Genomic DNA, 24,358 nt, shown 5'->3' on the forward strand with positions numbered 1-24,358 from the left:
GGTGGTTGGGTGTGATAAACCCGTTAATGATCAGGATCACTTGCCTCTTCGCTATGACCGGTGTATAATAACAAAAATGTTCTACCACTCAGCAATGACAATATACATGGAGCAACGTTATGAACACTGGCATCTCAACCTATCACCTCGGCTATTCCGTCATTGATCAAAGCGATTTTATTGTATCAACATCTCAGCAAACATATTCTGTTGTCTCTATGTTCTCAGGGTGTGGAGGTATGGATCTGGGATTCAGAGGGGGATTTAGATTCCTTGGTACTCATTATGAAAGATTGCCTTTTGAAATCATCTGGGCAAATGAAATCAATCAAGCTGCATGTCGGACGTATCGCAAGAATATTGACGAAAGAATTATCTGTGAGAACATCTGGGATGTTTTAGAGGATATACCGCAAGATATTGATGTCTTAATTGGTGGTTTCCCATGTCAAGACATTTCAATCAATGGTAAAGGGGCAGGTGTTGATGGTAAAAGAAGCGGCTTATACCGAGCAATGGTAGAAGCGATCAGGATTGCAAAACCAAAAATATTTGTGGCCGAGAATGTCAAAGGTCTCTTAATGCGTCACAATAGAGCATCGCTCGAAAAGATCTTAGAGGACTTTGGTGCTCTTGGGTATAAAGTTTCATACAAACTGTATCATGCAGCGAACTATGGTGTACCTCAGAGTCGGGAACGGGTTTTTATTGTTGGAATATCAGATCCTCGTAGAGAATTCATCCCACCTAAAGAACATATATCGAGTGAAAATTGGATAACCGCCCAAGAAGCTATTGGTGATCTAGAGTTACTAGAGAGTAATCCGGCTATCAATCATATTTGGAGTCTTGCGAATCGCAGTCCAGATCAAGGTAATCGCCAACTTGAGGCATGCAAACCCGGATACACAATACGAGCAGAGTGTCACGGGAATATCCAGTACCACTACAAACTGCCCCGCCGGATCTCAATGCGTGAGGCGGCACGGATACAATCATTTCCTGATGATTTTATCTTTGATGCGAAACTACGCGAGACAGAACGACAAATAGGGAATGCGGTTCCACCCGTACTCGCATGGCACATGGCACAAGCTGTACGTTCCTATCTTGATGATGGGGAGTATTCCCATGGATCATAAGGAATTTGAAGATATTCTTGATCAAGTTGTCTTAATTCTCAATACTGATATTACCACAAAAAGCGTTTTTTCCAACGCCAAAGAGTTTGAAAATCGAGTCAGAGAAGTCATTAGTACACTCGTTGCTCCAAAAGGGATCAGTGTAAGTTTTAACCCCCATCCGCATGTTTTTCCTGATATTGCAGTCGAACAATTTGGTGTTGAAGTTAAATTTACTCTAAATAATACTTGGCGTAGCGTAGCTAATAGTATTATTGAGTCAACGCGCCATGCAGATGTTTTGTATATCTATATCGTTTTTGGGAAAATGGGTGGCACACCTGAAGTTAAATGGGCAAAATATGATGATAGTGTGGTTCATGTGCGAACAACTCATGTGCCACGATTTGAAGTTGAAATCAACCCCAAACGATCTCTGTTCCAGCAAATGGGTGTGTCATATGCAGAATTTAGTAATCTCTCCATTAAAGAGAAGATGGAATATATCCGTCAATATGCACGATCAAGGCTAGAGCCGGGAGAGCGTTTATGGTGGCTAGAAGAAAGTTCGCAATCAGAACACTCATTACCCCTAGAAGTAAAACTCTATACCAGTCTCTCATCAGATGAGAAGCGTAAACTACGTGCAGAAGCAGCTATTCTTTCACCTAAAGTTGTTGGTCCATCTCGATCTAGAAATAAATATGATGATGCAGTTCTGTATATGCTTACCTATCACGGGATTGTATGTCACCAAGCAAGAGATCTCTTCTCCGCCGGAAGTGTTGCTTTGCGCGGAGATGAGAAACGAGGTGGTATATACATCCAACGCGCATTGCAGGATATAGAATCTGAGATGTACGCTGCCGCTATGCGCTTAGAAGATGCACTGTTTGTTGAGTATTGGGGACAAACCTATCCTCCCGACCAACGCATTGCGATTTGGTTGCAAATGGCCGATCTGTATGCAAAGGATTGGGTACCTTCCCAGGTTCTTTTCCAGGATCAGGGTTAGGAACCTGCGCGAAGTTATATCGTTCTACACCCCCATTCCGAGGCGCAGCATGTCTGAACTAGAAGCCAGGATTGCCCAACTCGAAGCCGAATTGGCCGCCCTCCGTACTGCTCAAGTCCAACAGAAGATGGAAGCTGAAACGATTACCCATGCCCAACAGACGGTGGTGCAGGGCGATCAGCATATCCACGCGGCTCCGCTTGATCCGGCAGTGGCGCAGGCGGAAACGGCGCTGCGCACCTACCTGCGGCGTAGTGTCAATGAGTGTAATGCGTTGCCACTCGGCCAGATTGATCGCAACGATAGCCCCGAAGTTCGCCCGCTGATGCTTGCGCAGCTCTATATTGGCCTCAATACGACCGAGCAGGTGCAAGATCCTGAACGAGCAGCGCGTCCGGATCGTTCCGCTACCCGCCCGCTTAGTGTGCTGGAAGCTCTCAGCCGCCAGGAGCGCCCGCGTACCATCCTGCTGGGTGTACCCGGCAGCGGCAAGAGTACCTTCGTCAGCCATCTGGCGCTCTGTTTGGCTCAGGCAGAACTCAATCCTACCGATGATGTCGCTACGCTGCCGGGGTGGACGTTGGGCCAACGCTTGCCGATCCGGGTGATCCTGCGCGACCTCGCGGCTTTTGCCCCGCTGGAAGAGTCTCCGCGTGGGACGGTGCGCATCTTTGAGCAGTTCCTGGCGACGCTGTTGGCCGATGCGGGTTGTGCGGCGGCATTGCCGTTGCTGACCGATGCGCTTAAGGAGGGTTCGGCACTGCTCTTGCTCGATGGCTTCGATGAGGTAGTGGGTGACTCCATCCTCAAACGGGTGGCGGAGATGATCCGTGATTTGGATCGTAGCTACCAGTCGCCGATCTTGGTTACGTGTCGTGTTCTCGATTATAACGAAGAGCAACAACGCCAATTAGCGGGTTTTGCGACGTTGACCCTGGCCGAGTTGGACGATGGCCAGATCGAGCAGTTTGTGGGCGATTGGTACCGCGAATTGGCCGCGAGTGGCCGCCGCCCTGCTGCTCAGGCGGCGCTGGATGCCCAAGAACTGCGCGATGCACTGGCGAGCCGCGATGAGTTGCGCGATTTGGCGCGTACCCCCCTCTTGCTGACGGTGATGGCGCTGGTGCATGCCTTTCGCGGTACGCTGCCCGATGCGCGGGCTTTGCTCTATTATGAATGTATTGACCTCCTGCTGCTGCGTTGGCGCCAGCCTCGCGGCGAACTCGACCTGCTCGAACGCTTCAATTTGCCCCAGTTCCGTAGTTCTGATCTGCTGGTGCTGATGGCCGAATTGGGTTTTATGGCCCATACCCAGGCTGAACGAAGCAATGCCGCCCCACATCAGCCTGCTGATCTCGATGAGACGCAAGTGATGGCGATCTTGGCGGCCGGGTTTGAACCTTTTGACGTGTCTCGCCGGTATGAGTTGGCGCATATGATGCTCAATGCGCTGACCTTCGGTAATGGCCTATTGCTCAAACGCGGGGATAAGCTCTATACCTTTGCCCACCGCACCTTCCAGGAGTTCCTGGCGGGCTACCACCTCAAGCGCCAGCGCGACTACCGCAAGCTCTGTTTGGAACGCGCAGGCCAGATCCATTGGCACGAGAGCCTCAGCCTTATGGTCAGTTTCCAGGTGCTTCAGGATCAGGAGTTGGAGAAGCCCCTCGTGCTGGCCGAAGCGCTGCTGGCGCGTAGCCCACTCGAACAGGTGCTGGGCGGTGAATGTCTGAACCTGATTAGTTCGGAGCGCGCGAAGGGCTACGACCCCGAACTGCTCAAGCTGCCCAATGGCCTCTGGCCACGCACCCGCACAATGTTGCTCGACCTCCTCACCAAAGGGGTAGCCCCGGAAGTCCCGGTGGCCCTGCGCGCCCGTGCCGGGCGTGCCTTGGGCCACCTCTGCTATGGTAGCCTCGCCAGCCTGTCGCGGCCTGCCACTGCTATCGAGCTACCCATACCCGACCCACGCCTCCCGCTGGCGCTGCTCGGTCTGCCGGGGCAGCAGGATGCGGCGTGGCTGCAAGCGCTGGAGACCTACTGGCGTCCGCTTGCACCCGGCCCCTTCTGGTATGGTGATGATGACGATACACCACTGGTATCCATGCCCTTTACCGAGGGTGGCAAGATCGCCCGCTTCCCGATTACCAATGCCGACTATGCCCGTTTTGTAGCCGCTGGTGGCTACCAGCAACCCCAATGGTGGCGCGAGGTGGGGTGGCGCTTCCTCCAGCCGGGTGGGCATCCTTATGATGATCAAGATGTCATGATCACCGAACCTCGCTACTGGCACAACTCGCGCTATACCAACCCACTCCAACCAGTAGTGGGGGTCTCGTGGTACGAAGCCGCCGCCTACTGTCGCTGGCTCAGCGCTTGCGGCCACCAGCAGGGCTGGCTGCCGCAGCATGCGATCCTGCGCCTGCCTACCTGGGTCGAGTGGCAACGCGCCGCACGCGGCCAAGATCAACGTCGCTACCCGTGGGGCAATACCGAGCCAACCCCCGAACATGCCAACTACGACCAGACCGGACTAGGTCTCCCCAACCCGGTAGGCTGTTTTGCGGCTGGTGCAGCCGCATGTGGAGCCGAAGAGATGGCGGGTAATGTGTTAGAATGGACGGCAAGCGCACACGCGGAGCCAACCGCAGGCCAAGATCGAAAAGACTTTACACCAAGCGAAGATGTCATTCTATCGGGTAGTGCTTTCTGGTGGGGAGCGGAACAATTGTGCTGCGGTTCTCGCGTCAGGTTGGACCCGAACGGCGGGAACGACGACAGGTCATTTCGGGTGTTTTGGTCCCCGCGCTCATAGGGTAGTGGGTAGGCAATAACGAGGAGTAGTGCGTGCAATTCGATAAGGCTCTGCCCATCACGGTTGCCTGTCAATATTGCCATAATCAAGGAGCAGAAAGTGGGCTAGTCGAAGCATTTGCTGAGATCTGCCATTTTCTCGCGGATAATCCACAGAGCCTTTCTTGGCGTTCCAAGCAACATCTACCATCAGTATTTACGATCTCTGGGTTAAATGTTCTAGCTCAACTGTATCGCTTCTTCTCTTCTCGATTGAGCTAAAAACCCCGCCATCCACTCGGCATCACTGGTAGCACGGTAGCGAGAATAGCGAAATCCGGGTATCGTGCGTACTGCTTCACCGGCAATCAATTGTTGTAACAACCTTCCAATGGCTGTACCGAGGCTTATCGGTACGGCATTGCCTATTTGCCGGTATTGCTCAAGAATTGGCCCCGCAAATTGCCAGTGATCGGGAAATTCTTGTAAACGCCGATACTCTTCCACAGAGAGCGGGCGATCCTCTTCAGGATGCGCAAGATCTGTGGCGGGCATGGCCGGATGCGTTACTAGTGTTGGGGCAGGTTTATCCCAGTGGAGTCGCCGCAAAAAGCCCGTCTTTCCGCCACCCGCAGTATAGGCGTTCCCCAGTGCCTCTGGTTGCAGATCTTGTGGCAGGGCACGCCAATTTTGGCCGGCTGATAACATGCGATAGAACCTCAGCCGCTTCTCAGGAAAGTTGATGTGGTGGTGGGTCGTTATATCGTGTGTTGCTTCCCGAAAGGTTCTCCAACGTGGTAATCCGTATTCTCCATGTTCAGTATGGGTGGGCGTGAGAAATGGTGGCTTCGTTCCATCACGCGCACAGATCATAACGACACGTTCTCGTATTTGGGGGCTGCCAAAATGAGCAGCATTATAGAGATTAAAAGAATAGCCGTATCCTGCGGCTTGAATAAGGTTTAGAATAAAATAGAGTGCCCCACCGGGCAGTTCATCAAAGGATAGTGGTGAGTATTGTGGCCCCCGCAAATGATGTGGTCGGTGTGTGAGGGGGCTGGAGAGCAGGCCGCGCACATTCTCTATGACAAGGAATTTGGGGCGGATCGCCAAAGCAAGATCAAGGTAGGTCAGAAATACATTGCCGCGTTCATCACGGAAGCCATTGCGTTTACCTGCGGTGCTAAATGCTTGGCATGGCGGCCCGCCGATGATCAGGTCTACATCGTCTGTTTTGGATAATCCTGCAAAATCGAGGACTTCCTGCGCCGAATAGGTGGTAATATCGCCAATCAACGCCATATCGGGTCTGTTTAGTGTAATAGTTTGGCGGGAATATTTGTCAATCTCACACGCCAAGCGCACATCAATTCCTGATTTCTCTAGCCCTATGTCAAGCCCCATCGCACCAGAGAAGAAGCTGAGCGCAATAGGTTTGCTCTGTTTGGGTATGTATGATGGGTGATCTTCGGCAATGGTATGATTAATCGATTGGTATTGCATGAGGCTGCTTGACTCAATGAACCAACTCGTACCTAGTTTGCGGGCAGTAAGCGTACCTTCACGGCAGAGTGTTCGTACCCGTTGTTCACTCACACCAAGTATTGCCGCTGCATCGCTGATTGTTATCTCGGTACTCATAAAAAGTTTCCCTGACGAAACAAAAACCAAGTACCTTGATTGTACTATAAGATTGCTACCCCGACAATTAAGGTCTCAAAACGCATACCCTGAGAGCGCGGGCTTCTTGTCCGTACTTCTAGAAGAAAGGAACCATCCCTATGCCCAAGCAGAAGATTACGGGTGATTCGATAGAAGATGCACATCAGGAGGTACGTGGGGCAAGCGAGCCGGTGCAGCAGAAGATTGCTGGGCGGCGGGTGCGTGGGGTTACTCAGGTTGCGATTGGGCCAACGCAGCCTACGCCGCCGCCCGCTACTGCACTACCCTCCGCGCCACTGGAGGTGCGCCTTACGTGCCTCGCCACCACTGATGGTGTACGCATCATCTGGGAGGCGGGGCTGATTGGGCAGCGTGTGAGCCGCTTTGTGCCGCCATTTGTAGCGGCGGATCTGGAGTTGGTGCTGCGGGCGTTGGATCTTCTTCAGTACCCTGATTCCGGCTTTACTGGCACTGAAGAGGCGCGCTTGGCCGCCCTCGGTATTCCATTGCTCAACGCGACCACCGCACGGGTGGTGGGGCAACAACTCTACCAGGCACTCACCGCCGATCCCCAGGCGGCCCAAGCACTCGGTACGCTGCGTGATGCCGCCGCGCATCAGGGGCTGGCACTCAGTCTGCATCTGCACCTCCCCACCCATGAACCTGGCTTGCTCGGTTTGCCCTGGGAGTTGCTCTGGCATCCCCACGAACCAACCCCGCTCCTGCTCAGTCGCGGGCAGGCTCATCACCTCACGCGCCACCTCGATCTGGCGCAGGCATCCCCCGCCCCGCACCCTCCGACTGACCCGCTGCGGCTGCTGGCGATTGCGCCCCAGGCGAATCTCGATCCAGCTATGCATGCCGCCGAAGAGGCCGCCCGCCTAGATGCATGGCGACCTCTGCTGGATCAGGGCCGGGTTGTTCTGCTGCCTACGCTCAGCCCGGCAACTCGTGTGGCACTCAGTGAGACACTACGCCGCGTCGGGCGAGTGGATGTGTTGCACTATATCGGCCATGGTGGGCTGCGTGAGCAGGGGGTGTTGCTGCTGGATAGCCCCGCTGGTCGGCTTGATCCTACGCCGATCAGTCAGTTGGCTCCGCTCTTGGCCCAGGCTCAGGTGCGCCTCGTGGTGCTAACCGCATGCCAGAGTGGGATGGTGCGCCAGCAGGTAGCGCCGGTTGGCGTGTTGAGCGGGGTGGCTCCGGCACTGATCGCCCAGGGCGTGCCAGCGGTGGTAGCGATGCAACATACGGTGCGTCAGCAGGACGCCAATCGGGCTACGCGCATCATCTATGAGCAACTGGTTGCCGGGGTGAGCCTCGCGGCGGCAGTGGCAGCGGCACGCATGGCGCTCTATACCGAGGCCCCCGATGGGGTCGCGTGGTATGTGCCGACGCTCTATGTTGGCCCCCAACCGAGCGTGGTACAATAGCCCAAATACCAACCCTGATTGAAAGAATCCCGATATGCCGGCCGCAAACCCCTTTCATGGCCCCAATGCGGGCTATCTGATCGAGTTGTACGAGCGCTATTTGGCCGACTCCAGCGCGGTTGATGCTGAGACTCGCGCCTTCTTTGCTACTTGGACGCCGCCGCCCGATGATCCCGATGTGGTCGCGCTAGTGGCTGCTACTGCCCAGTCTCCCCTCGATGCGACCCGCATTGTGGGCGCGGCACGCCTCATCCGCTACATCCGCGAGCTTGGCCATACCGCCGCTCGGATCGATCCGCTTGGCTCGCCGCCGCCGAGTGACCCCGGTTTGGAGATGGTCAACCACGGCGTCACCAAGGCTGATCTGGCGCAGTTGCCCGCTGAGATTGTGCGTGGCCCGATCTCGCGCACGACGCCTAATGCGGCCGAGGGGGTCGAGCGCTTGCGTCAGGTCTACTCTGGCTCGATTGGCTATGAGACCGATCATATCCAGAATTTTGAGGAGCGTGAGTGGATTCGCCGCATGGCTGAGAGCCGCTTCTTCTTTGCGGATTTTGATACTGACCGCCAGCGTGAGTTGCTGGATCGCCTCAGTGAGGTGGAGGGTTTTGAGCGCTTCTTGCATAAGACGCTCCCTGGTCAGAAGCGTTTCTCGATTGAGGGTACCGATATGGCGGTGCCGGTGATTGATGCGATCATTCGGAATGCCGCTGCCGCAGGTACTCGTGAGGTGGTGATCGGCATGGCCCATCGTGGCCGCCTGAATGTGTTGGCGCATATTCTGGGTAAGCCATACTCCTCAATTCTGAGTGAGTTCCATACGCCTGATTATAGTAAAGATACCTATACCGGCTGGACTGGCGATGTCAAGTATCATCTGGGGGCGCGTAAGGCGTACCGCGAGAGTGGTGTCACTGAGATGCCGATTACGCTGGCACCCAACCCTAGCCACCTGGAGTTCGTCAACCCGGTGATTGTCGGGCGCGCCCGCGCTGCCCAGGAGAAGCGTACCCGCCCCGGCTACCCCCAGCGTGATGAGAAGGAGTCGCTGGCGATTCTGGTGCATGGCGATGCGGCTTTTCCTGGCCAGGGTATCGTAGCTGAGACGCTCAATCTCTCCCGGATTCAGGGCTACCATATCGGCGGTACGATCCATATCATTCTAAATAATCAGATCGGTTTTACTACCAACTATCAGGATTCACGTAGTACCCATTATGCGTCGGATCTGGCACGCGGCTTTGAGATTCCGATTGTGCATGTCAATGCCGATGAGCCGGAGGCGTGTATTGCGGTTGCGCGGATGGCCTGGGCCTACCGCGAGAAGTTCCAGAAGGATTTCCTGATCGATCTGGTGGGCTATCGGCGTTGGGGCCATAACGAGGGCGATGAGCCGGAGTTTACCCAGCCGCGTATGTATGAGAAGATCCGCAACCACCCCACGGTGCGCGAGATCTGGGCGCGTGAGTTGGAACGGCGCGGCGTGATTACCTCTGCTGAGGCACAGGGCATGTTTGATGAGGTGCAGAGCCGCTTGCAACAGGCATTCGATCTGGTGCGCGAGCGTCAACGCCTCAGTACGACCATGCCGCCTGCGCCACCAAAGGCCAACGATAAGCCCAAGCCGCGCCCCACCGTCTATGCCAAGCCGCTTACGCCCCACCGCCTGATCGAGCTGAATGAGGCGCTGCTCGACCGCCCCGATGAGTTTACGCCGCATCCTAAGCTGGAGCGGATGCTGCAACGCCGCCGCCAGGCCATCCACGACCCCGCCGGGATTGAGTGGGCACACGCCGAGGCGCTGGCGTTTGCCGCCATCCTCGCCGATGGTACCCCCATTCGCCTGAGTGGCCAGGATAGTGAGCGCGGTACCTTCAGCCAGCGCCACTTGGTGCTGCACGATGTGATGACGGGCGAGCGTTTTATGCCGCTGCACCACCTTCCCCAGGCGCGTGCGGCCTTCGCGGTCTATAATAGCCCGCTCTCCGAAGCGGCGGTGCTGGCCTTTGAGTATGGCTACAGCACCCACGCTCCCGGCACTATGGTGCTCTGGGAAGCCCAGTTTGGCGATTTTGCCAATGGTGCCCAGGTGATCATTGATCAGTTTATCGTCTCGGGGCGCGCCAAGTGGGGCCAAGATCCAGCCCTCGTGCTGCTCTTGCCCCACGGCTATGAGGGCCAGGGGCCGGAGCATTCGAGTGCGCGCCTGGAGCGCTTCTTGCAACTCGCCGCCACCGATAATATCCGTGTCGCCAACTGTACCACCGCAGCTCAGTACTACCACCTGCTGCGCTACCAGGCCGCCTCGCTCTCCGGCTACCCGCGCCCGCTCGTGGTGCTCACGCCTAAGAGTCTGCTGCGCAATCCGCGTGCTAACTCGTCACTCAGCGACCTGAGCGACGAGACCTTCCAGCCAGTCCTCACCTTGGGCAGTGACGCGCCTAACCCCGATCAGGTTACGCGGCTAATACTGGGAACCGGCAAGGTCACGGTTGATCTGCTGGCCAGTGGCGAGCTTGAACGTGCCGGAGGTAGCGTCGATCTGCTGCGGGTCGAACTGCTCTACCCCTTCCCAGAGGAAGAACTGCTCGCGCTGTTGGCCCGCTACCCCAACCTGCACGAGGTGGTCTGGATGCAGGAGGAGCCGCAGAACATGGGCGCGTGGAGCTACATTGCGCCCCGCCTACGCCAGATCCTGCCCGCCGAGGTCTCGTTGCACTACGTCGGGCGTGGTGAGTCGGCGAGCCCAGCCGAGGGGCTGCATAGCCAACATACACTCGAACAGAACCGCATCATTCGCACTGCCGTGCAGGGTGTGTCGGTTATTGTGTGATGTTTGGCGGCGCAGCCGCCAAACATCACACAAGAGATTTGTTAGACATGGTTTCAGAAGGGGCGTATCAACTTGACCGTTGCGTTATGGCCCTCACCCCCCTAGCCCCCCTCTCCCGTTCGCTATGCGAACAGGCGAGGGGGGAATAGGAGCGGAGATCCACTAAGAATGTGCCCCCCTCTCCTGTGGGCGCAGCCCACGGGAGAGGGGTTGGGGGTGAGGGCCGTTCGGCGGCAAAGGGATGTTCCTTTGTAGTAGACTGATCTTAATAAGGATAGAAAGCAGCATCATGGCCTACGAGATTAAAGTTCCCGCCCTGGGCGAATCGATAGTCGAGGCGACCGTTGCCAAGTGGCTCAAGCGTGAAGGCGACCCGGTTGCGGCGGGTGAGGCGGTGGTGGAGTTGGAGACCGACAAGGTGAACCTCGAAGTGGCCTCGGATCACGCCGGGGTGTTGGGTTCAATTCTGTGTGGCGAGGGTGCGACGGTGGCCATCGGCGATGTGTTGGCGACGGTGGGTGCGGGTAGTGGGGTGGTTGCGCAAGCGGTTCCGGTAGTCCCTGTTCCTGTGGCGGCGACTTCCGCCCCCGCTCCCGCTCCCGCTCCAGTCGCGGCCACCCCGTTGGCGCAGCGCGTCGCCGCCGAGCATGCGCTCGATCTGAGTGGGGTTGCGGGCAGCGGTGTGGATGGCCGCGTCACCAAGGTGGATGTCTTGAAGGCGGTGGCTCCCGCGCCCGCGCCGGTGGCTCCCGCACCCGCGCCGGTGGCTCCCGCACCCGCGCCGGTGGCTCCCGCACCCGCGCCGGTGGCTCCCGCACCCGCGCCGGTGGCCCCCAAACCTGCTCCAGCCGCCCCGGTTGCCGTGGCCCCCAGCGGACGCCCCGAAGAGCGCCAGCGCCTCAGCCGCCGCCGCCTCACCATCGCCCGCCGCTTAGTCGAAGCCCAGCAGAGCGCAGCGATCCTCACCACCTTCAACGAGATTGACATGAGCGCGGTGATGGAACTCCGCAAGCGGCGCAAAGACAGCTTCAAGGAACGCAACGGCGTCAACCTGGGCTTTATGTCCTTCTTCACCCGCGCCGTGATCGGGGCACTCAAAGCCTACCCCATCGTCAATGCCGAGATCCAGGGTGACGAGGTGGTACTCAAGCACTACTACGACATCGGGATTGCCGTGGGGGTAGACGAGGGGTTGGTGGTACCGGTGGTGCGCGACGCCGACCGCAAGGGATTTGCCGCGTTGGAACGTGAAATCGGCGAACTGGCCGGGAAGGCGCGGGCGGGCACACTCAGCCTCGCGGAACTCCAGGGCGGCACCTTCACCATCACCAACGGCGGGGTCTACGGGTCACTCATGTCCACCCCCATCCTCAACACGCCCCAAGTCGGCATCCTAGGGATGCACAAGATCGAAGAGCGTGCGGTCGTGGTGGGCGGGCAGATCGTCATCCGCCCGATGATGTACGTCGCCTTCTCGTATGACCACCGCCTGATTGACGGTAGTACCTCGGTACGCTTCCTGGTTCGCATCAAAGAATTGATCGAAGACCCCGAAGCGTTGTTGTTAGAGGGGTAGGAAAGGGGAATGTGTGGGTGCGCCCGCGCAGCGGGCGCACCCACACATAAGAATTATTCCACCGGCATGCGGTGGCGCGCCTTCTCAAACTTCTCGCGGGCGCGGCGAGCCAACGCCAGGGCACGGCGCTCGCCGTGCTTGGCGATGGAGTACGAGGTACGCCGGATACGCTGACCGTCCCGCCAGGTGGCCTCGTACACCTCGCGGCCATCCTTGACGGTGCGCCGCACACCCACAATCCCGGTGCTGGTGCGCGAAACCCCGATCACTTGGCGCTCGGTACGCGGCTTGCCCAACTCGCGCTCCGCCTCGTTGCGCCAATCCAGCGCCGCACTTAGCGCCGCCAAGCGATCCCCGTGAACCGAATCAGAGAAGAACTTACTGCGGCGCTGCTTGTTCCATGTCACGCGCACAAAATAACCAAAGGTGCGCTTGGCCGGATGATCAATGCGCGTAATTCCCTTGTGTTTGGTCGTTTTGGGACGCAGGCGCACCGGAATTGATTTGGGGTCGGGTGTCGCGGTCGCCCGCAACGCCGCCAGCGCCTCATCCTGGCTCGTGGTGTTGCGCTCAGCCCGCAGGCTGGCCAACATCTCCTCGGCAACCAGCGGCGGCGGCTCGTAACGTAGCGCAGCCAGATGATCATCAACCATCAACGGGGTGATCGTGGCCTCACCAGAGGAAGGCAGGGGCGCAGCAAACTGCTCATCCATCGTGGCACTACTCCTATTGGGTGAAAAAATGAAGTCTCAACCAGATTTATAGGTGTAGGATACCATAGGTTGCGTAGACGCACAAGCTTTGCAAAGTTGTTGTTCATTAATTATTGGGCAACCAATCCGGGTGTTATGATAGGCATGCCATGGGCAACGTCATTGGGGCCACCCCAAACTTTCATATTTCTCGTATTTTTTGGCGGCTGCGCCGCCAAAAAATACGAGAAATATGAAATCGCATGCCACAACTGATCACTATTTTTCTGAATGTTCTAGCCCCAGTCTTCTTATTAGTCCTCACCGGCTATCTGTTTGGGCCACGCTTACAACTAGAAGCGCGCACCCTCTCGCGGCTGGCCTACTTCATCCTCACCCCCGCTTTTGTCTTCAATGTCCTCAGCCAGACCCGGATTGAGCTAGGGTTAGCCGGGCGCATGATCGGCTTCATCACCCTCGTCTACCTCGGTTCGGTGCTGGTGGCCTTCGTCGTTGCCCGCCTACTGCGGCGCTCCCAGGCCATGACCTCGGCCTATGTGATGATCGCGGTCTTTGGGAATGTGGGCAACTTCGGCTTGCCGATCATCCAGTTTGCGGTTGGCCCCAATGCGTTGGGGGTGGCGACGATCTACTTCCTCGCAAATCTCGTGCTCGCGTTTGTCGTTTGTGTGGCAGCGGCGAACGTCAGCCGGGGCTTCAATCTGGCCATGGTCGGGCAGGTCTTTCGCACCCCGGCCCTGATCGCTATCGTTCCGGCCTTGTTGGTGAATGTCTCTAACATTCAGTTGCCCCCGGTGGTTGTGCGCCCACTCGACCTGCTCTCCGGGGCACTTATCCCAATCATGCTGCTGATCTTAGGGGTTCAGTTGGCTGGTGCCGGGCGGCTGCGCTTCAGTTCCGATCTCTTTATTTCCAGCGCCATCCGCCTAATCAGCGGGCCAGTCTTGGCCTTCACTCTCATCGGCTGGTTCGCCCTCCCCGAACTAGAAGCCCACGTCGGCATCATGCAGGCCAGCATGCCAGCGGCCATTCTCGTCAGTATCATCGCGCTAGAGAATGATCTCTTGCCGCAGTTTGTCACCACCACGGTGCTCTTCAGTAATCTGGTGAGTGTTTTGAGTTTGGCGGTGGTGTTATTGCTGTTGTAGGGGCGGCGTAGCCGCTCCCGAAGATCTTTTTTTGTTATGTTTTGGCGGCGAAGCCGCCAAAACATAACAAAAATTGGGGTTTGGGGCGCAGCCCAAGGACTTTACACAAGCCCGGGTGGATGTATCAATCTATTGCACCAGAATCTTCAATCAACTATAATACCCGGCACGGATAACGATCCAAACCGATTCCCAGGAGCAGAACATGAAACGACGAGAGTTTCTTCGCGGTGCCGCTGCTGGCATCATGGGTGGGCTAGGAATGACGCTGGCGGCCTGTTCAACTGCACCGGCGGCTTCGCCCACAACGGCTACCGAGACGACTGCGGGTGCCGCTACTGCCCCAACAACAGGGCAGGCTCCGGCTCAGAGTTCTTCGCTACCAGCCGTTGAGTGGCGTATGGGTACTAGTTGGCCGGTTGCGCTCGATACGATCTTTGGCGGTGTGAAGCAGATGACCGACCGGATTGCCGAGTTGAGCAATGGCATGTTTAAGATTACCCCCTTCCCGGCGGGCGAGCTCTTCCCCGGTACCGAGGTGATCCAGAATGTGTCGCAGGGTGCAGTTGAGATTGGCCATAGTGCCCTCTACTACTACATGGGCCTCAATCCGGCCTTTGCGATTGGTACGACCCTCCCGTTTGGCCTCACCGCTCAGCAGCACAACTCGTGGCTCTACTATGGCGGTGGCAACGAAGCCATGGATAAAGTCGGCGTTGATTTCAATATCACAATGTTCCCGGCGGGCAATACAGCCGCCCAGATGGGTGGCTGGTTCCGCAAGGAGATCAACACCGTTGCGGACATGAATGGCCTCAAGATGCGCATCCCTGGTCTCGGTGGTAAGGTGATGGAGCGCCTGGGGGTTGTTCCGCAGACTATCGCTGCGGGTGAGATCTTCCAGGCACTCTCGACCGGTGCCATTGATGCCGCCGAGTGGGTCGGCCCCTATGATGATGAGAAGCTCGGTCTGCCGGAGGCCGCGCAGTACTACTACTCGCCCGGTTGGTGGGAACCCGGTCCGGCACTGCATACCATCGCCAATAGCGCTGCCTTCAATGCGCTCCCCAAGGAGTACCAAACCTACATGCGTTTGGCTTCGTTGGAGCTTAATTTGAGCATGATGGCGAAGTATGATGCGCTTAATAATGATGCTCTGGAGCGTATTCTGAGCAGTGGGAAGGTAGAGTGGAAGGTCTATAGCGATGAGATCATGATTGCTGCCCAGAAGGCAGCCTTCGAGATCTATGCGGAAAATTCAGCCTCGACGCCGATCTTCAAGGAGATCTTCGATTCGTGGATGGTGTTCCGCCAGAAGGTGCAGAAGTGGCATCATGTGAATGAGTTGCCCTTCAACAATTTTGTTAAGAACAATCCAGTCTAGGCGATTTCCACTTGGGGCTACGCCCCAAACCGATGATTTTGGTGGTGTGGTTGGCCGCAAAGCGGCCAACCACACCACCAAATGACATTTTTTATGGGGGCCGCAGGCTCCCATCCCCACCCCGAAGCCCCACCGAGTGTTGCCCTACCTCCCGTAAGAGATCGAGGGCAGGTAGGTCACTAGTGCCGGGAAGAGCACCACTAGCAGCAAGACGGTGATCTGAATTAGAATGAACGGTATCACCCCCCGATAGATATTGCCCGTCGTAATCTCTGGTGGGGCCACCCCGCGCAAGTAGAAGAGCGCAAATCCAAACGGCGGTGTCAGGAACGAGGTCTGCAAGTTCGCCCCCAGGATCACCCCGTACCAGAGCAGATCAATCCCCAACGCCTGCGCTACCGGCACAAAGAGCGGGATGACAATAAAGCAGATCTCGAAGAAGTCAATGAAGAAACCGAGGAAAAAGACGATCAGCATGCTGATGATCATAAAGCCCCAGTAACCGCCGGGCAGATTGGCCATAATGTCAAACACGAACTTATCGCCACTGAGCGCACGGAAGACCAACGAGAAGGTGGTTGAGCCGATCAGGATGAAGACCACCATCGCCGTAACGCGCATGGTCGTATCGGCGACCTCGCGGAAGGTCTTGAGCGACAAGCGCCGATTAGCGAAGGCCAAGATGGTCGCCCCCAGCGCCCCCACCGCGCCCGCCTCGGTGGCGGTGGCGAGGCCAAAGAAGATACTACCCAGCACCGCCAGGATGAGGAAGAGCGGCGGTACCATCACCTTCAGCACCTTCTGGGCTAGTGGCCAACCGCTCAGGGTGCGTGCCGAGAGTGGCAGCGCGGGCGCAACATCGGGCTTGATCAACGCAATGATATAGCAGTAGAAGGCCAGCGCAGCAGCCAGCAGCAATCCGGGGATGAGCGCTCCGATAAAGAGCTTCCCGACCGATACGCCCAACTGATCACCCAGCACAATCAGCACTACCGAGGGCGGAATGATCTGACCCAACGTTCCTGAGGCGCAGATCACCCCACACGCCAGATCCTTGTTGTAGTTGTAGCGCATCATGATCGGCAAGGAGATCATCCCCATCGCCACCACGGTTGCCGCTACCACCCCGGTCGTTGCCGCCAGCAAGGCCCCCACGATCACCACCGCAATCGCCAAACCACCCCGCAATGGCCCGAAGAGCACCCCCATCGTTTCGAGGAGGTCTTCGGCCAGCCCCGATTTCTCTAACATCGAGCCGAGAAAGATAAAATAGGGGATGGCGAGCATGGTAAAGTTGGAGGCGATCCCGAAGACACGAGAAGGGAACGCACGGATCAGGATGGGATCGAAAATATCGAGTGCTACGCCGAGCAACCCAAAGGCCATCCCGACCGCCGCCAGTGAGAAGGCGACCGGATACCCCAGGCTCAGAAGAAGCAGCGCTCCCAGAAACATTGCCGGGCCGAGCCACTCGTACATACGGGCCTCCGTTATAGTGCAGCTTCGTGTTCTTCGACGAGGGCGCTCGGATCGGCTTTTTCGCGCAAAATCGCCAAGCTCTTGATCGCCTCAGAGATGCCCTGAATGAGTAACAATGCTGGACTGATTAGCAGAAAGGTCTTCAGGGGGGCACGCGGTAAACCACCCGGATCGGGTGACATCTCCCAAGGGATCTGTTTGCCATTCGGCAGAAAGCCCCATGCCTGCCACACGGTTGAGTAGGAGAAATAGATGAAGAGTACACAGAAGGGGAGTAAGAAGAAGAGGGTTCCGATCAGGTTGGCTAAAGCTTTGCGTTTGGCTGTCCAACTGCCATACAAGACATCAACCCGCACATGCTCATTGTGTTTGAGGGCATAGGCGGCCCCAAGGAAGAAGATGATCGCGAAGAGGTACCACTGGGCCTCGATAAAGAAGTTAGAACCGAGTGATTTTCCGATTGCTCGCCCGATGTAGCGGTTAAAGACGTTCCAAACCCCAACCCCAACCACCAATGGGACGAGCCAGTAGGTGATTCGCCCGGTCACCTCGGTGAAGGCGTCAATCATCTTCGAGAGCCGCAACAATCCTTGCACGTACACACCTCCGTATCCTTGCACGGTCATTTGCGGCAACCATACCGCCATCCCGGCATGTCAGGGGTACGCCAAGGTGCTTAGGTTAGCAGCGCAGGGCTAACACTGATGAACCTATTGAAGGCGCGGGTTGCGCAGCGGCGCAATCATACATCCTGTAGGGGATCATGTCAACGCCCCGCCATACAACAACCAGGGCATGTGCAAAGTCACCTCCGGTGGGGGGTTGGGGGCGGCTTCGCCGCCCCCGAAGATATTTTTTGGTATGTTTTGGCGGCGAAGCCGCCAAAACATACCAAAAATGGGGTTTGGGGCGTAGCCCCAAGAACTTTGCCCATGCCCTGATACCACAACGGAGGCGGCACTGCCGCCTCCGTTGTGGTATCAGGTGTGGCTCGTCTAGCCCACAACCTCAATATGCTCCAGCCCACCATAGATCGTCCACCACGGCTTGGCACCCTTGGCGATGACCTCGTTGAGCGCGGTGATGTTGGCAACGCCGCGATCCTCCAGCCACTCCTCCAGGGCTGCCAGCCCCTTCTCGCCATAGATCGGAATGCCGTCCTGCCAGGTGGCACGCCCGCACAGCACGCCGGAGAAGGGTGCGCCTGCCTGTGCCGCCAGTTCCAGTGTGTCACGGAAGACATCGTCGGTCACACCGGCGCTCAGGTAGATGAAGGGCTTGGTGGCTGCCGCCGCCGCTGCCTGGAAATGGGCCTTGGCCTCTTCGATGGTGTAGGCGCACTGCCCACTGTAGACCTTCATTCCCTCCACGAACTTCACATTGATCGGTACCTCAACCTTGAGTACGTCTACGCCATAGCGCGGCTTCGAGAACTCAGCCATGTAGGCGGTGACATACTTCGGCTTGACCTGAGCGAACTCAAACGACTTATCATCGCCAACCGCATCGTCATAGGCCAGTGGTTCAAGGAAGAACGGCTTATCAATCGCGGCACACTCGGCACCGATACGCTCGATGAAGGCGTGCTTGACATCATTGATCGCCGCATCGTCAAAGGGGTTGTAGTAGAGCAGGATCTTGATCGCATCGGCTCCGGCCTCGGCGAGGCGGCGCACGCTCCATGTGCTGAGCAGATCGGGCAGACGACCCTTCACCGTCGCATCATAGCCCGTCTTCTCATAGGCCAGCAATACACCAGTGCCGGGGGCGCGCTGCTCGATTGCGGGCAGACCATACTCCGGGTCCATCAGGATGGCACTGGAGTGCTTGGTCAGAATCCGGGTTACGGCCGTCTTGAATTCGGTCAGGGCCGCATTATCTACCTCAGTGCCACGCGCCTTGGCGATGGCCTTCTTCAGGGAGCCACGCTGATCCATTGCCGCTGCGGCAATGATGCCGTTGGCATCGGCGCACGCCTGGATGCCCTCAAACTTGCCTTTGCTGATCTGCACCTTGGCCATAGAGATTGCTCCTTCTCCTGCTACCAACAGGGTTGGTTTGAAATCGTTCACACCCTGTTCACGGCGAATTATACACGAATCGATCAAGCTTCGACAACCGCCTATAGAGCGCTGCCATGCACTTGATCAAGTTGGAGTACCAGGGTCTCAAAGAGATCGCTCTCTGTGATGATACCGATGACCCGATTCTGGTCATCAATCACCGGTAGCCCTCCGATCTTGTTCTCGATCATGAGCATGGCCGCCTCGCGCAGCCCTGTCTCTGGCGTGATGGCGAGGGGGGCTTCGCTCATGACCTCATAGACCTTCACTCGACGTAATGCCTCAGCAATATCGAGCGGGTCGAGTCCGGCGACGCGCATAACATCGGCTCCCCGAATGTCGCCCTGCGTGATCATCCCGCGCAGTTCGCCGGTGTCAATGATGACTGGTATCCGGCGCACATCATACTCGCGCATCAAGGCGAGGGCGTCACTAAGCGGCGCGGCAAGGTTGATCGTGACCGCCGGGGTGCGCATCCAGTAGCGTACTTCTTGCTCGACGGGGACGTTGGAGGGGGTGTTCTCTGCGTGTAGCGTCGTTGTCATGATCAGCCTCCTTGCTGTCGTGATGCCGCTATCTCGTCGCAATGTCTATCAGTATCATACCGCGTTCTGTCGCTTTGCAATAGAGGATTTCGCTTACGCATGGTAGTTATTCGGCAACGCCATCACGTTCATCTACTCTGGTTGCTTGCCCCTACCGCTTGGGGTACAATGCCTATATTGTGGCAATCAAGGGGGCGATCCGATGATCCAAGGATATGCTAATCTACTAGGGCGCTGGGTGTTGCTCCTGCTGCTCCTGCTCCTCTCTGCCTGTGCGACCGCGCCTTCGGTGGCGGCAACCACGCCCACCACGACGCCGCTGGCGCTGCCTGCTGTCCCGATCACCTATTCTTACGCACTGGTGCAACAGATCCCCCACGATTCCCACGCCTGGACCCAGGGTCTTGTGGTGGTTGATGCGGATACCTTCTATGAGAGTACCGGCGATTATGCCAACTCCTCTCTGCGCGAAGTGCGTATCTCCACGGGTGAGGTACTGCGCCACACCAGTTTGCCTAGTTCTACCCCCGATCTCTATGGCGAGGGCATTGCGGTCGTCGGCGATACGATCTTTATGCTCACCTGGGAGGATTGTCGGGGCCTCATGTTTGAGCGCCAAAACTTCACCTTCTTGGGGGAATTTTCCTACCCCCAGGCCAATGGCGCATGTGCCATGGAGGGCTGGGGTTTGACCTATGACGGCCAGTATTTGATTATGAGTGACGGTACCAGTCGCCTCTCGTTTGTTGATCCCCAGGCGACGATGGATACTGGCCAACTGGCGATTGTGCGCCAGATCCAGGTCACTCGTCGGGGTACTCCGGTTAATCAACTCAATGAGTTGGAGTATATCCATGGCACGGTCTGGGCGAATATCTGGCAGACGGACGAGATCGTGCAGATTGATCCCGCTACGGGTCTGGTGATCGGTGAGGTCAATCTTGCTGGTCTGCTCACCCCAGCAGAACGCTCCACGGCCAATGTCCTCAACGGGATTGCCTATGATGCCGAGCGCGACCGGCTCTTTGTTACCGGCAAGCTCTGGCCGGCCCTGTTTGAGATCCGCCTGATTCCGCCGCTGGCTTTTCAGTATGACCAATATTTGCCGTTGGTGGTGAGTTAAGGTATTCACGCAAAGACGCCAAGGTGCAAAGCTTTGGATAGTATGCGTCATCGTATTCTTTGTATCTTCGCGCCTTTGCGTGAACTAAAAAGGCTTCGCTACTGATGCGTATCGCTACGTTCTGTATCCTCGTTCTGCTCGTGCTGGTTGGTTGCACGACCCCGCCGCCAACCCCAACCCCTACGCGCCCTTCTATCACCACGGCGACCGCCGTCGTGGTGCCTACTGATGTCGGCTCTGCCGATAGTGAGGAGAATCGTGTGACGACTGCGAGTGGCCTGACGTATATTGAGGTGACGCTCGGTACGGGGGCAATGCCCAAGCCCGGTGAGGTGGTGGCGGTGCATTACCGTGGTACCCTGGAGGATGGTACGGTTTTTGATAGCTCTTTTGAACGTGGTGAGCCGATCAGTTTCACCCTCGGCCAGCAGATGGTGATTGCCGGTTGGGACGAGGGGATTGCGATGATGCACGCGGGCGGTAAGGCCACGTTGATCATTCCTCCCGACCTCGGCTATGGTGCACGTGGCTACCCGCCGGTTATCCCCGGTAATGCCACGCTCACCTTCGAGGTTGAGTTGGTCTCGATCCTCCCCGGCCCACCCGAAGCGCCCACCACGGTGGAGGAATCGCAGTACACCACGACCCCCACCGGGCTTCAGTACTATGACATGCAGGTCGGTACTGGTGTTGAGGCTACCCTCGGCAAGACGGTGGAGGTTCACTACACCGGCTGGCTCACCGATGGCACGATGTTCGATAGCTCCCTCAGCCGAGGTGAGACCTTCATGTTCCAGATCGGTGCGGGCCGGGTGATCAAGGGTTGGGACGAGGGTGTCGCCGGGATGCGTGTGGGTGGCCAGCGCCAACTGCGGGTACCCGCCAGCCTTGGCTATGGTGCGCGTGGCTATCCGCCGGTGATCCCCGCCAATGCCACGCTGGTCTTTGAAGTTGAGTTGGTGGATGTGAAGTGATGGAATCTCTAGCACCCGGCCCCCACATCAGTCATCTTGATGACAATACGCCAACCCGCACTGAACTGCGCTGGACGGCGGTGCTGTTCGGTCTGGTGGGGGGCTTGCTGCTAGGGGTGCTCCTCATGCCAGGGGTGACGCTGGAGCAGATCCTCTACCTCGCGATGCATGGGATCTGCGCCCAGACCCACAACCTCGTAGCGGGTGGCTTCCAGTTTCCGCTGTGTGCCCGTGATAGTGGCATGTACCTGAGCTATCTGGTCACGCTGGGGGTGGTCTTTGCGCGTGGGCGCGGCTTGGCCGGGCGCTTGCCGCCGCTCCCGATCAGCCTGATCATCCTGCTGCTCTTTGTGATCATGGCGGTGGATGGGCTCAACTCGACGCTCGCCGAGTTCGATTTCCCCCACGCCTATACCCCGCGTGATGATCTGCGCCTGTTGACGGGCATGGGTGCGGGGATCGGGCTGGCGCTGGTGGTGCTGCTGGTGATCAACACGGCTTTGCGCCGCGATGTGCAGGATCAACTCTACTCAATTGGGACGTGGCGTGAGCTAGGCATGATCATCCTCATCAATGTGTTGATCATTGCGGCGATCTATGCCGATCTGCTGATCTTGGCGGTTCCGTTGGCGCTGCTGACGGCAGTGGCAGTCGTGTTCAACCTCGCTGCGGTCATGATGCTCATCCCCAGCCTCTTCCTGGGCCTAGGTGGCCGCGTGACGCGCAACACCCAACTCGCTCACCCGGCCTTCATCGGCTTGGTACTGGCGCTCACCTTCCTGATTGCGTTGGCGCGCTACCGCATCTGGATGGAGGTGCTAGGTTTCTTACCCCCGCCGCTGCTGCCGTAGCTGTTCACGATTCTCCTAGGTGCATCGGCCCTCACCCCCTAGCCCCCTCTCCCACGCAGTGGGAGAGGGGGAATCAAACGCATCGCGCTGCGGAATCACCCCGCTCCCGCGTGCGGGAGCGGGGCCTGGGGTGAGGGCATCCGGCGGCAAACTGTCATGTGCCTACGAACCATGTCCAAGACGCAAAGCATAACCTTTGCGTCCTTGCGCCTTTGCGTCAATCAGCAATGCTGCATTGCTGTACGCGCCACATCGGGCTGGTTGGTGATGATCCCAGAGACCCCGGCGGCGCTGAGGCGCTGCATGAGCAGCGGGTCATCTACCGTCCAGACATGCACCGCATAGCCTGCCCGGCGCACCAGTGGGATGATCGGCAGCAGGCCGGGGAGTTCGCATGAGGGGTGCCACGCCTGGACATCGAGGTACTTGAGCGCAAAGAAGGGCCAGAACTCGCGCAGGCGCGTGGCTGGGTGGTAAGTGCGCGTGCCCATCAGGTAGCCACAGCGCAGGGCTGGATCGGCGGTGCGGACTTCGCGCAGGGCGCTGGGGAGGAACGAGGAGATGATCGTCTGTTCGCGCATGCCAAACTCGCGCAGCATGGCCGCGCAGCGCTGGCCAATCCCAGGCACCTTGATCTCAACATTCAGGCCGATCCCGCAGTGACGCGCAAAATCGAGCGTCTCGGCAAGGGTGGGTAGGCGCTCACCACCAATATCGAGGGCTTGCAGATCGGTGAGGCTGCACTGCGCCACCGGGCGGTTGCGGCCATCCCAGCGCTCACTCGTCGCATCATGAAAGACGACCAGCACCCCATCGGCACTGATCTGCACATCCAACTCAATCATATCCGCACCTTGGCGATGCGCCAGATCGAAGGCGGCTAGCGTATTCTCAGGGGCGTAGGCCGAAGCACCACGGTGGGCAATCACGAGGGGCATAAGCAGAAAACGTGATACCTGCTGCTGAGGAGCAGCAGGTATCAAACAGTAGGGGCGAAGCATCGCCCACCATGCGGCACGAGAACACGATCTGGATTGGTGGGCGATGCTTCGCCTTTACAATACCGCAGCGGCATCCAACTTGAGATCCGTATCGTGGATTGCCTCAGGGGTGAGCATGGGGGTCAGAATACGCTGCATCGCCATAATATGGGCGCAGGTACCCCACGTGCGTGAGAAGGAACAGGTACACGTCCAGTGATTATCCTTTAGTTCGATCTCGTGCTGGCTATTCCCGCCGTTAAAGTGAGCCTTGAACTGGCTAAACTTGACTCGTTCTGGCTCTTCGGCATAACGGCGAGCCTTCTCAACCTTCCCGATCAGATCTGAGTGCATGGGATACCTCCTACAGTAAAGTAACGTCTGAACGGATTCGTTCAGGATCGAGATGTGTTATAGGGATGAAAACAACGAGGGCGGCAACAGGCTAGAACCTGCGCCGCCCTTTAGGGGCTAGAGATGTAGTTGTAGATTTTTGCCCCCATGCCAGACTCCGTTATCAAAGGGTTAAGGGGTGATTAAAGAAGTATGGGCATTATACGTCGTGGCTAGGGGCACGTCAAGGGAAATATCGTTAACGTAGGACGGTCGCAATGTTACTAACTCCAGTGGGGGTGCGGGGGCGGCTACGCCGCCCCCGCAGATTT

20 protein-coding genes are annotated in these 24,358 nt (G+C 57.5%); 12 read left to right on the plus strand and 8 right to left on the minus strand.

Features of this window, described 5'->3' with window-relative positions:
- Positions 1–119 precede the first annotated feature (119 nt).
- From EKD03_RS03720 to EKD03_RS19020, 4 genes are read left to right on the plus strand one after another with little or no spacing between them, the layout of a single operon-like run.
- The gene (locus EKD03_RS03720) at positions 120–1,142 is read left to right on the plus strand and encodes a DNA cytosine methyltransferase (RefSeq protein ID WP_129627677.1); all 1,023 of its coding nucleotides are present in this window, start codon (positions 120–122) and stop codon (positions 1,140–1,142) included.
- Complete coding sequence (locus tag EKD03_RS03725; protein WP_129627680.1) at positions 1,132–2,136, plus strand: restriction endonuclease; 1,005 nt, start codon at positions 1,132–1,134, stop codon at positions 2,134–2,136. Before EKD03_RS03720 ends, EKD03_RS03725 begins: the two co-directional genes overlap by 11 nt.
- A 49-nt stretch (positions 2,137–2,185) precedes the next feature.
- Positions 2,186–4,951, plus strand: a complete 2,766-nt coding sequence (locus EKD03_RS03730) for an NACHT domain-containing protein (protein WP_161569176.1) — start codon at positions 2,186–2,188, stop codon at positions 4,949–4,951.
- Positions 4,952–4,983: 32 nt separating this feature from the next.
- Positions 4,984–5,211, plus strand: a complete 228-nt coding sequence (locus EKD03_RS19020) for a SinI family restriction endonuclease (RefSeq protein ID WP_129627685.1) — start codon at positions 4,984–4,986, stop codon at positions 5,209–5,211.
- Here EKD03_RS19020 and EKD03_RS03740 read toward each other — a convergent pair.
- The gene (locus tag EKD03_RS03740) at positions 5,170–6,570 is read right to left on the minus strand and encodes a DNA cytosine methyltransferase (protein ID WP_129627688.1); all 1,401 of its coding nucleotides are present in this window, start codon (positions 6,568–6,570) and stop codon (positions 5,170–5,172) included. The genes EKD03_RS19020 and EKD03_RS03740 overlap by 42 nt on opposite strands.
- Before the next feature lie 140 nt (positions 6,571–6,710).
- On the opposite strand from EKD03_RS03740, the gene EKD03_RS03745 reads away from it, so the two are divergent.
- The 3 genes from EKD03_RS03745 to odhB all read left to right on the plus strand — a co-directional run bounded on the left by EKD03_RS03745 (position 6,711) and on the right by odhB (position 12,433).
- Complete coding sequence (locus tag EKD03_RS03745) at positions 6,711–8,024, plus strand: CHAT domain-containing protein (protein ID WP_129627691.1); 1,314 nt, start codon at positions 6,711–6,713, stop codon at positions 8,022–8,024.
- Between the two features lie 34 nt (positions 8,025–8,058).
- Positions 8,059–10,857 (plus strand): 2-oxoglutarate dehydrogenase E1 component, encoded by a 2,799-nt coding sequence (locus EKD03_RS03750; RefSeq protein ID WP_129627694.1) that lies wholly within the window; start codon positions 8,059–8,061, stop codon positions 10,855–10,857.
- 289 nt (positions 10,858–11,146) lie between these two features.
- Positions 11,147–12,433, plus strand: a complete 1,287-nt coding sequence (odhB, locus tag EKD03_RS03755) for a 2-oxoglutarate dehydrogenase complex dihydrolipoyllysine-residue succinyltransferase (RefSeq protein ID WP_129627697.1) — start codon at positions 11,147–11,149, stop codon at positions 12,431–12,433.
- Positions 12,434–12,486: 53 nt separating this feature from the next.
- Here the strand turns inward: odhB and EKD03_RS03760 are convergent, their stop codons facing one another.
- Positions 12,487–13,146 carry an AP2/ERF family transcription factor gene (locus EKD03_RS03760; RefSeq protein WP_129627701.1) on the minus strand — a complete coding sequence of 220 codons (660 nt, stop codon included), beginning with the start codon at positions 13,144–13,146 and terminating at the stop codon, positions 12,487–12,489.
- A gap of 242 nt (positions 13,147–13,388) precedes the next feature.
- On the opposite strand from EKD03_RS03760, the gene EKD03_RS03765 reads away from it, so the two are divergent.
- Together EKD03_RS03765 and dctP are read left to right on the plus strand one after the other, a co-directional pair.
- Positions 13,389–14,294 carry an AEC family transporter gene (locus EKD03_RS03765; protein WP_129627704.1) on the plus strand — a complete coding sequence of 302 codons (906 nt, stop codon included), beginning with the start codon at positions 13,389–13,391 and terminating at the stop codon, positions 14,292–14,294.
- 205 nt (positions 14,295–14,499) lie between these two features.
- Complete coding sequence (gene dctP / locus EKD03_RS03770) at positions 14,500–15,678, plus strand: TRAP transporter substrate-binding protein DctP (RefSeq protein WP_129627707.1); 1,179 nt, start codon at positions 14,500–14,502, stop codon at positions 15,676–15,678.
- Between the two features lie 144 nt (positions 15,679–15,822).
- Here the strand turns inward: dctP and EKD03_RS03780 are convergent, their stop codons facing one another.
- The 4 genes from EKD03_RS03780 to EKD03_RS03800 form a co-directional block, all read right to left on the minus strand.
- Positions 15,823–17,157 (minus strand): TRAP transporter large permease, encoded by a 1,335-nt coding sequence (locus EKD03_RS03780; protein WP_129627710.1) that lies wholly within the window; start codon positions 17,155–17,157, stop codon positions 15,823–15,825.
- A gap of 11 nt (positions 17,158–17,168) precedes the next feature.
- Positions 17,169–17,759: a TRAP transporter small permease subunit gene (locus EKD03_RS03785; RefSeq protein ID WP_238613372.1), complete on the minus strand. Its 591-nt coding sequence runs from the start codon at positions 17,757–17,759 to the stop codon at positions 17,169–17,171.
- Positions 17,760–18,152: 393 nt separating this feature from the next.
- Positions 18,153–19,178 (minus strand): tagatose 1,6-diphosphate aldolase, encoded by a 1,026-nt coding sequence (locus EKD03_RS03795; RefSeq protein WP_129627716.1) that lies wholly within the window; start codon positions 19,176–19,178, stop codon positions 18,153–18,155.
- Positions 19,179–19,279: 101 nt separating this feature from the next.
- Complete coding sequence (locus tag EKD03_RS03800; protein ID WP_129627720.1) at positions 19,280–19,765, minus strand: CBS domain-containing protein; 486 nt, start codon at positions 19,763–19,765, stop codon at positions 19,280–19,282.
- Positions 19,766–19,967: 202 nt separating this feature from the next.
- Between EKD03_RS03800 and EKD03_RS03805 the strand changes: the two genes are divergently transcribed.
- The 3 genes from EKD03_RS03805 to EKD03_RS03815 all read left to right on the plus strand — a co-directional run bounded on the left by EKD03_RS03805 (position 19,968) and on the right by EKD03_RS03815 (position 22,713).
- Complete coding sequence (locus EKD03_RS03805) at positions 19,968–20,888, plus strand: glutaminyl-peptide cyclotransferase (protein WP_129627723.1); 921 nt, start codon at positions 19,968–19,970, stop codon at positions 20,886–20,888.
- Positions 20,889–20,992: 104 nt separating this feature from the next.
- Positions 20,993–21,862 carry an FKBP-type peptidyl-prolyl cis-trans isomerase gene (locus EKD03_RS03810; RefSeq protein ID WP_129627726.1) on the plus strand — a complete coding sequence of 290 codons (870 nt, stop codon included), beginning with the start codon at positions 20,993–20,995 and terminating at the stop codon, positions 21,860–21,862.
- Positions 21,862–22,713 carry a DUF2085 domain-containing protein gene (locus EKD03_RS03815; protein ID WP_129627729.1) on the plus strand — a complete coding sequence of 284 codons (852 nt, stop codon included), beginning with the start codon at positions 21,862–21,864 and terminating at the stop codon, positions 22,711–22,713. Before EKD03_RS03810 ends, EKD03_RS03815 begins: the two co-directional genes overlap by 1 nt.
- A 221-nt stretch (positions 22,714–22,934) precedes the next feature.
- On the opposite strand, the gene EKD03_RS03820 is transcribed toward EKD03_RS03815, so the two are convergent.
- Both EKD03_RS03820 and EKD03_RS03825 read right to left on the minus strand, forming a co-directional pair.
- Positions 22,935–23,714, minus strand: coding sequence for a glycerophosphodiester phosphodiesterase (locus EKD03_RS03820; protein WP_238613373.1), 780 nt, complete (start codon positions 23,712–23,714; stop codon positions 22,935–22,937).
- Positions 23,715–23,768: 54 nt separating this feature from the next.
- Positions 23,769–24,047, minus strand: coding sequence for a hypothetical protein (locus tag EKD03_RS03825; protein ID WP_129627732.1), 279 nt, complete (start codon positions 24,045–24,047; stop codon positions 23,769–23,771).
- Positions 24,048–24,358: the final 311 nt, after the last annotated feature.

This window comes from Candidatus Oscillochloris fontis, assembly GCF_004138135.1.
Lineage (GTDB): Bacteria > Chloroflexota > Chloroflexia > Chloroflexales > Chloroflexaceae > Oscillochloris > Oscillochloris fontis.

Excerpts from the sequence above, each read along its gene's own strand:
- EKD03_RS03720 (WP_129627677.1), top strand. The coding sequence starts at position 120 with ATGAACACTGGCATCTCAACCTATCACCTCGGCTATTCCGTCATTGAT.
- EKD03_RS03725 (WP_129627680.1), top strand. The coding sequence starts at position 1,132 with ATGGATCATAAGGAATTTGAAGATATTCTTGATCAAGTTGTCTTAATT.
- EKD03_RS03730 (WP_161569176.1), top strand. The coding sequence starts at position 2,186 with ATGTCTGAACTAGAAGCCAGGATTGCCCAACTCGAAGCCGAATTGGCC.
- EKD03_RS03740 (WP_129627688.1), bottom strand. The coding sequence starts at position 6,570 with ATGAGTACCGAGATAACAATCAGCGATGCAGCGGCAATACTTGGTGTG.
- EKD03_RS03745 (WP_129627691.1), top strand. The coding sequence starts at position 6,711 with ATGCCCAAGCAGAAGATTACGGGTGATTCGATAGAAGATGCACATCAG.
- EKD03_RS03750 (WP_129627694.1), top strand. The coding sequence starts at position 8,059 with ATGCCGGCCGCAAACCCCTTTCATGGCCCCAATGCGGGCTATCTGATC.
- odhB (WP_129627697.1), top strand. The coding sequence starts at position 11,147 with ATGGCCTACGAGATTAAAGTTCCCGCCCTGGGCGAATCGATAGTCGAG.
- EKD03_RS03760 (WP_129627701.1), bottom strand. The coding sequence starts at position 13,146 with ATGGATGAGCAGTTTGCTGCGCCCCTGCCTTCCTCTGGTGAGGCCACG.
- EKD03_RS03765 (WP_129627704.1), top strand. The coding sequence starts at position 13,389 with ATGCCACAACTGATCACTATTTTTCTGAATGTTCTAGCCCCAGTCTTC.
- dctP (WP_129627707.1), top strand. The coding sequence starts at position 14,500 with ATGAAACGACGAGAGTTTCTTCGCGGTGCCGCTGCTGGCATCATGGGT.
- EKD03_RS03780 (WP_129627710.1), bottom strand. The coding sequence starts at position 17,157 with ATGTACGAGTGGCTCGGCCCGGCAATGTTTCTGGGAGCGCTGCTTCTT.
- EKD03_RS03795 (WP_129627716.1), bottom strand. The coding sequence starts at position 19,178 with ATGGCCAAGGTGCAGATCAGCAAAGGCAAGTTTGAGGGCATCCAGGCG.
- EKD03_RS03800 (WP_129627720.1), bottom strand. The coding sequence starts at position 19,765 with ATGACAACGACGCTACACGCAGAGAACACCCCCTCCAACGTCCCCGTC.
- EKD03_RS03805 (WP_129627723.1), top strand. The coding sequence starts at position 19,968 with ATGATCCAAGGATATGCTAATCTACTAGGGCGCTGGGTGTTGCTCCTG.
- EKD03_RS03810 (WP_129627726.1), top strand. The coding sequence starts at position 20,993 with ATGCGTATCGCTACGTTCTGTATCCTCGTTCTGCTCGTGCTGGTTGGT.
- EKD03_RS03815 (WP_129627729.1), top strand. The coding sequence starts at position 21,862 with ATGGAATCTCTAGCACCCGGCCCCCACATCAGTCATCTTGATGACAAT.
- EKD03_RS03820 (WP_238613373.1), bottom strand. The coding sequence starts at position 23,714 with ATGCTTCGCCCCTACTGTTTGATACCTGCTGCTCCTCAGCAGCAGGTA.
- EKD03_RS03825 (WP_129627732.1), bottom strand. The coding sequence starts at position 24,047 with ATGCACTCAGATCTGATCGGGAAGGTTGAGAAGGCTCGCCGTTATGCC.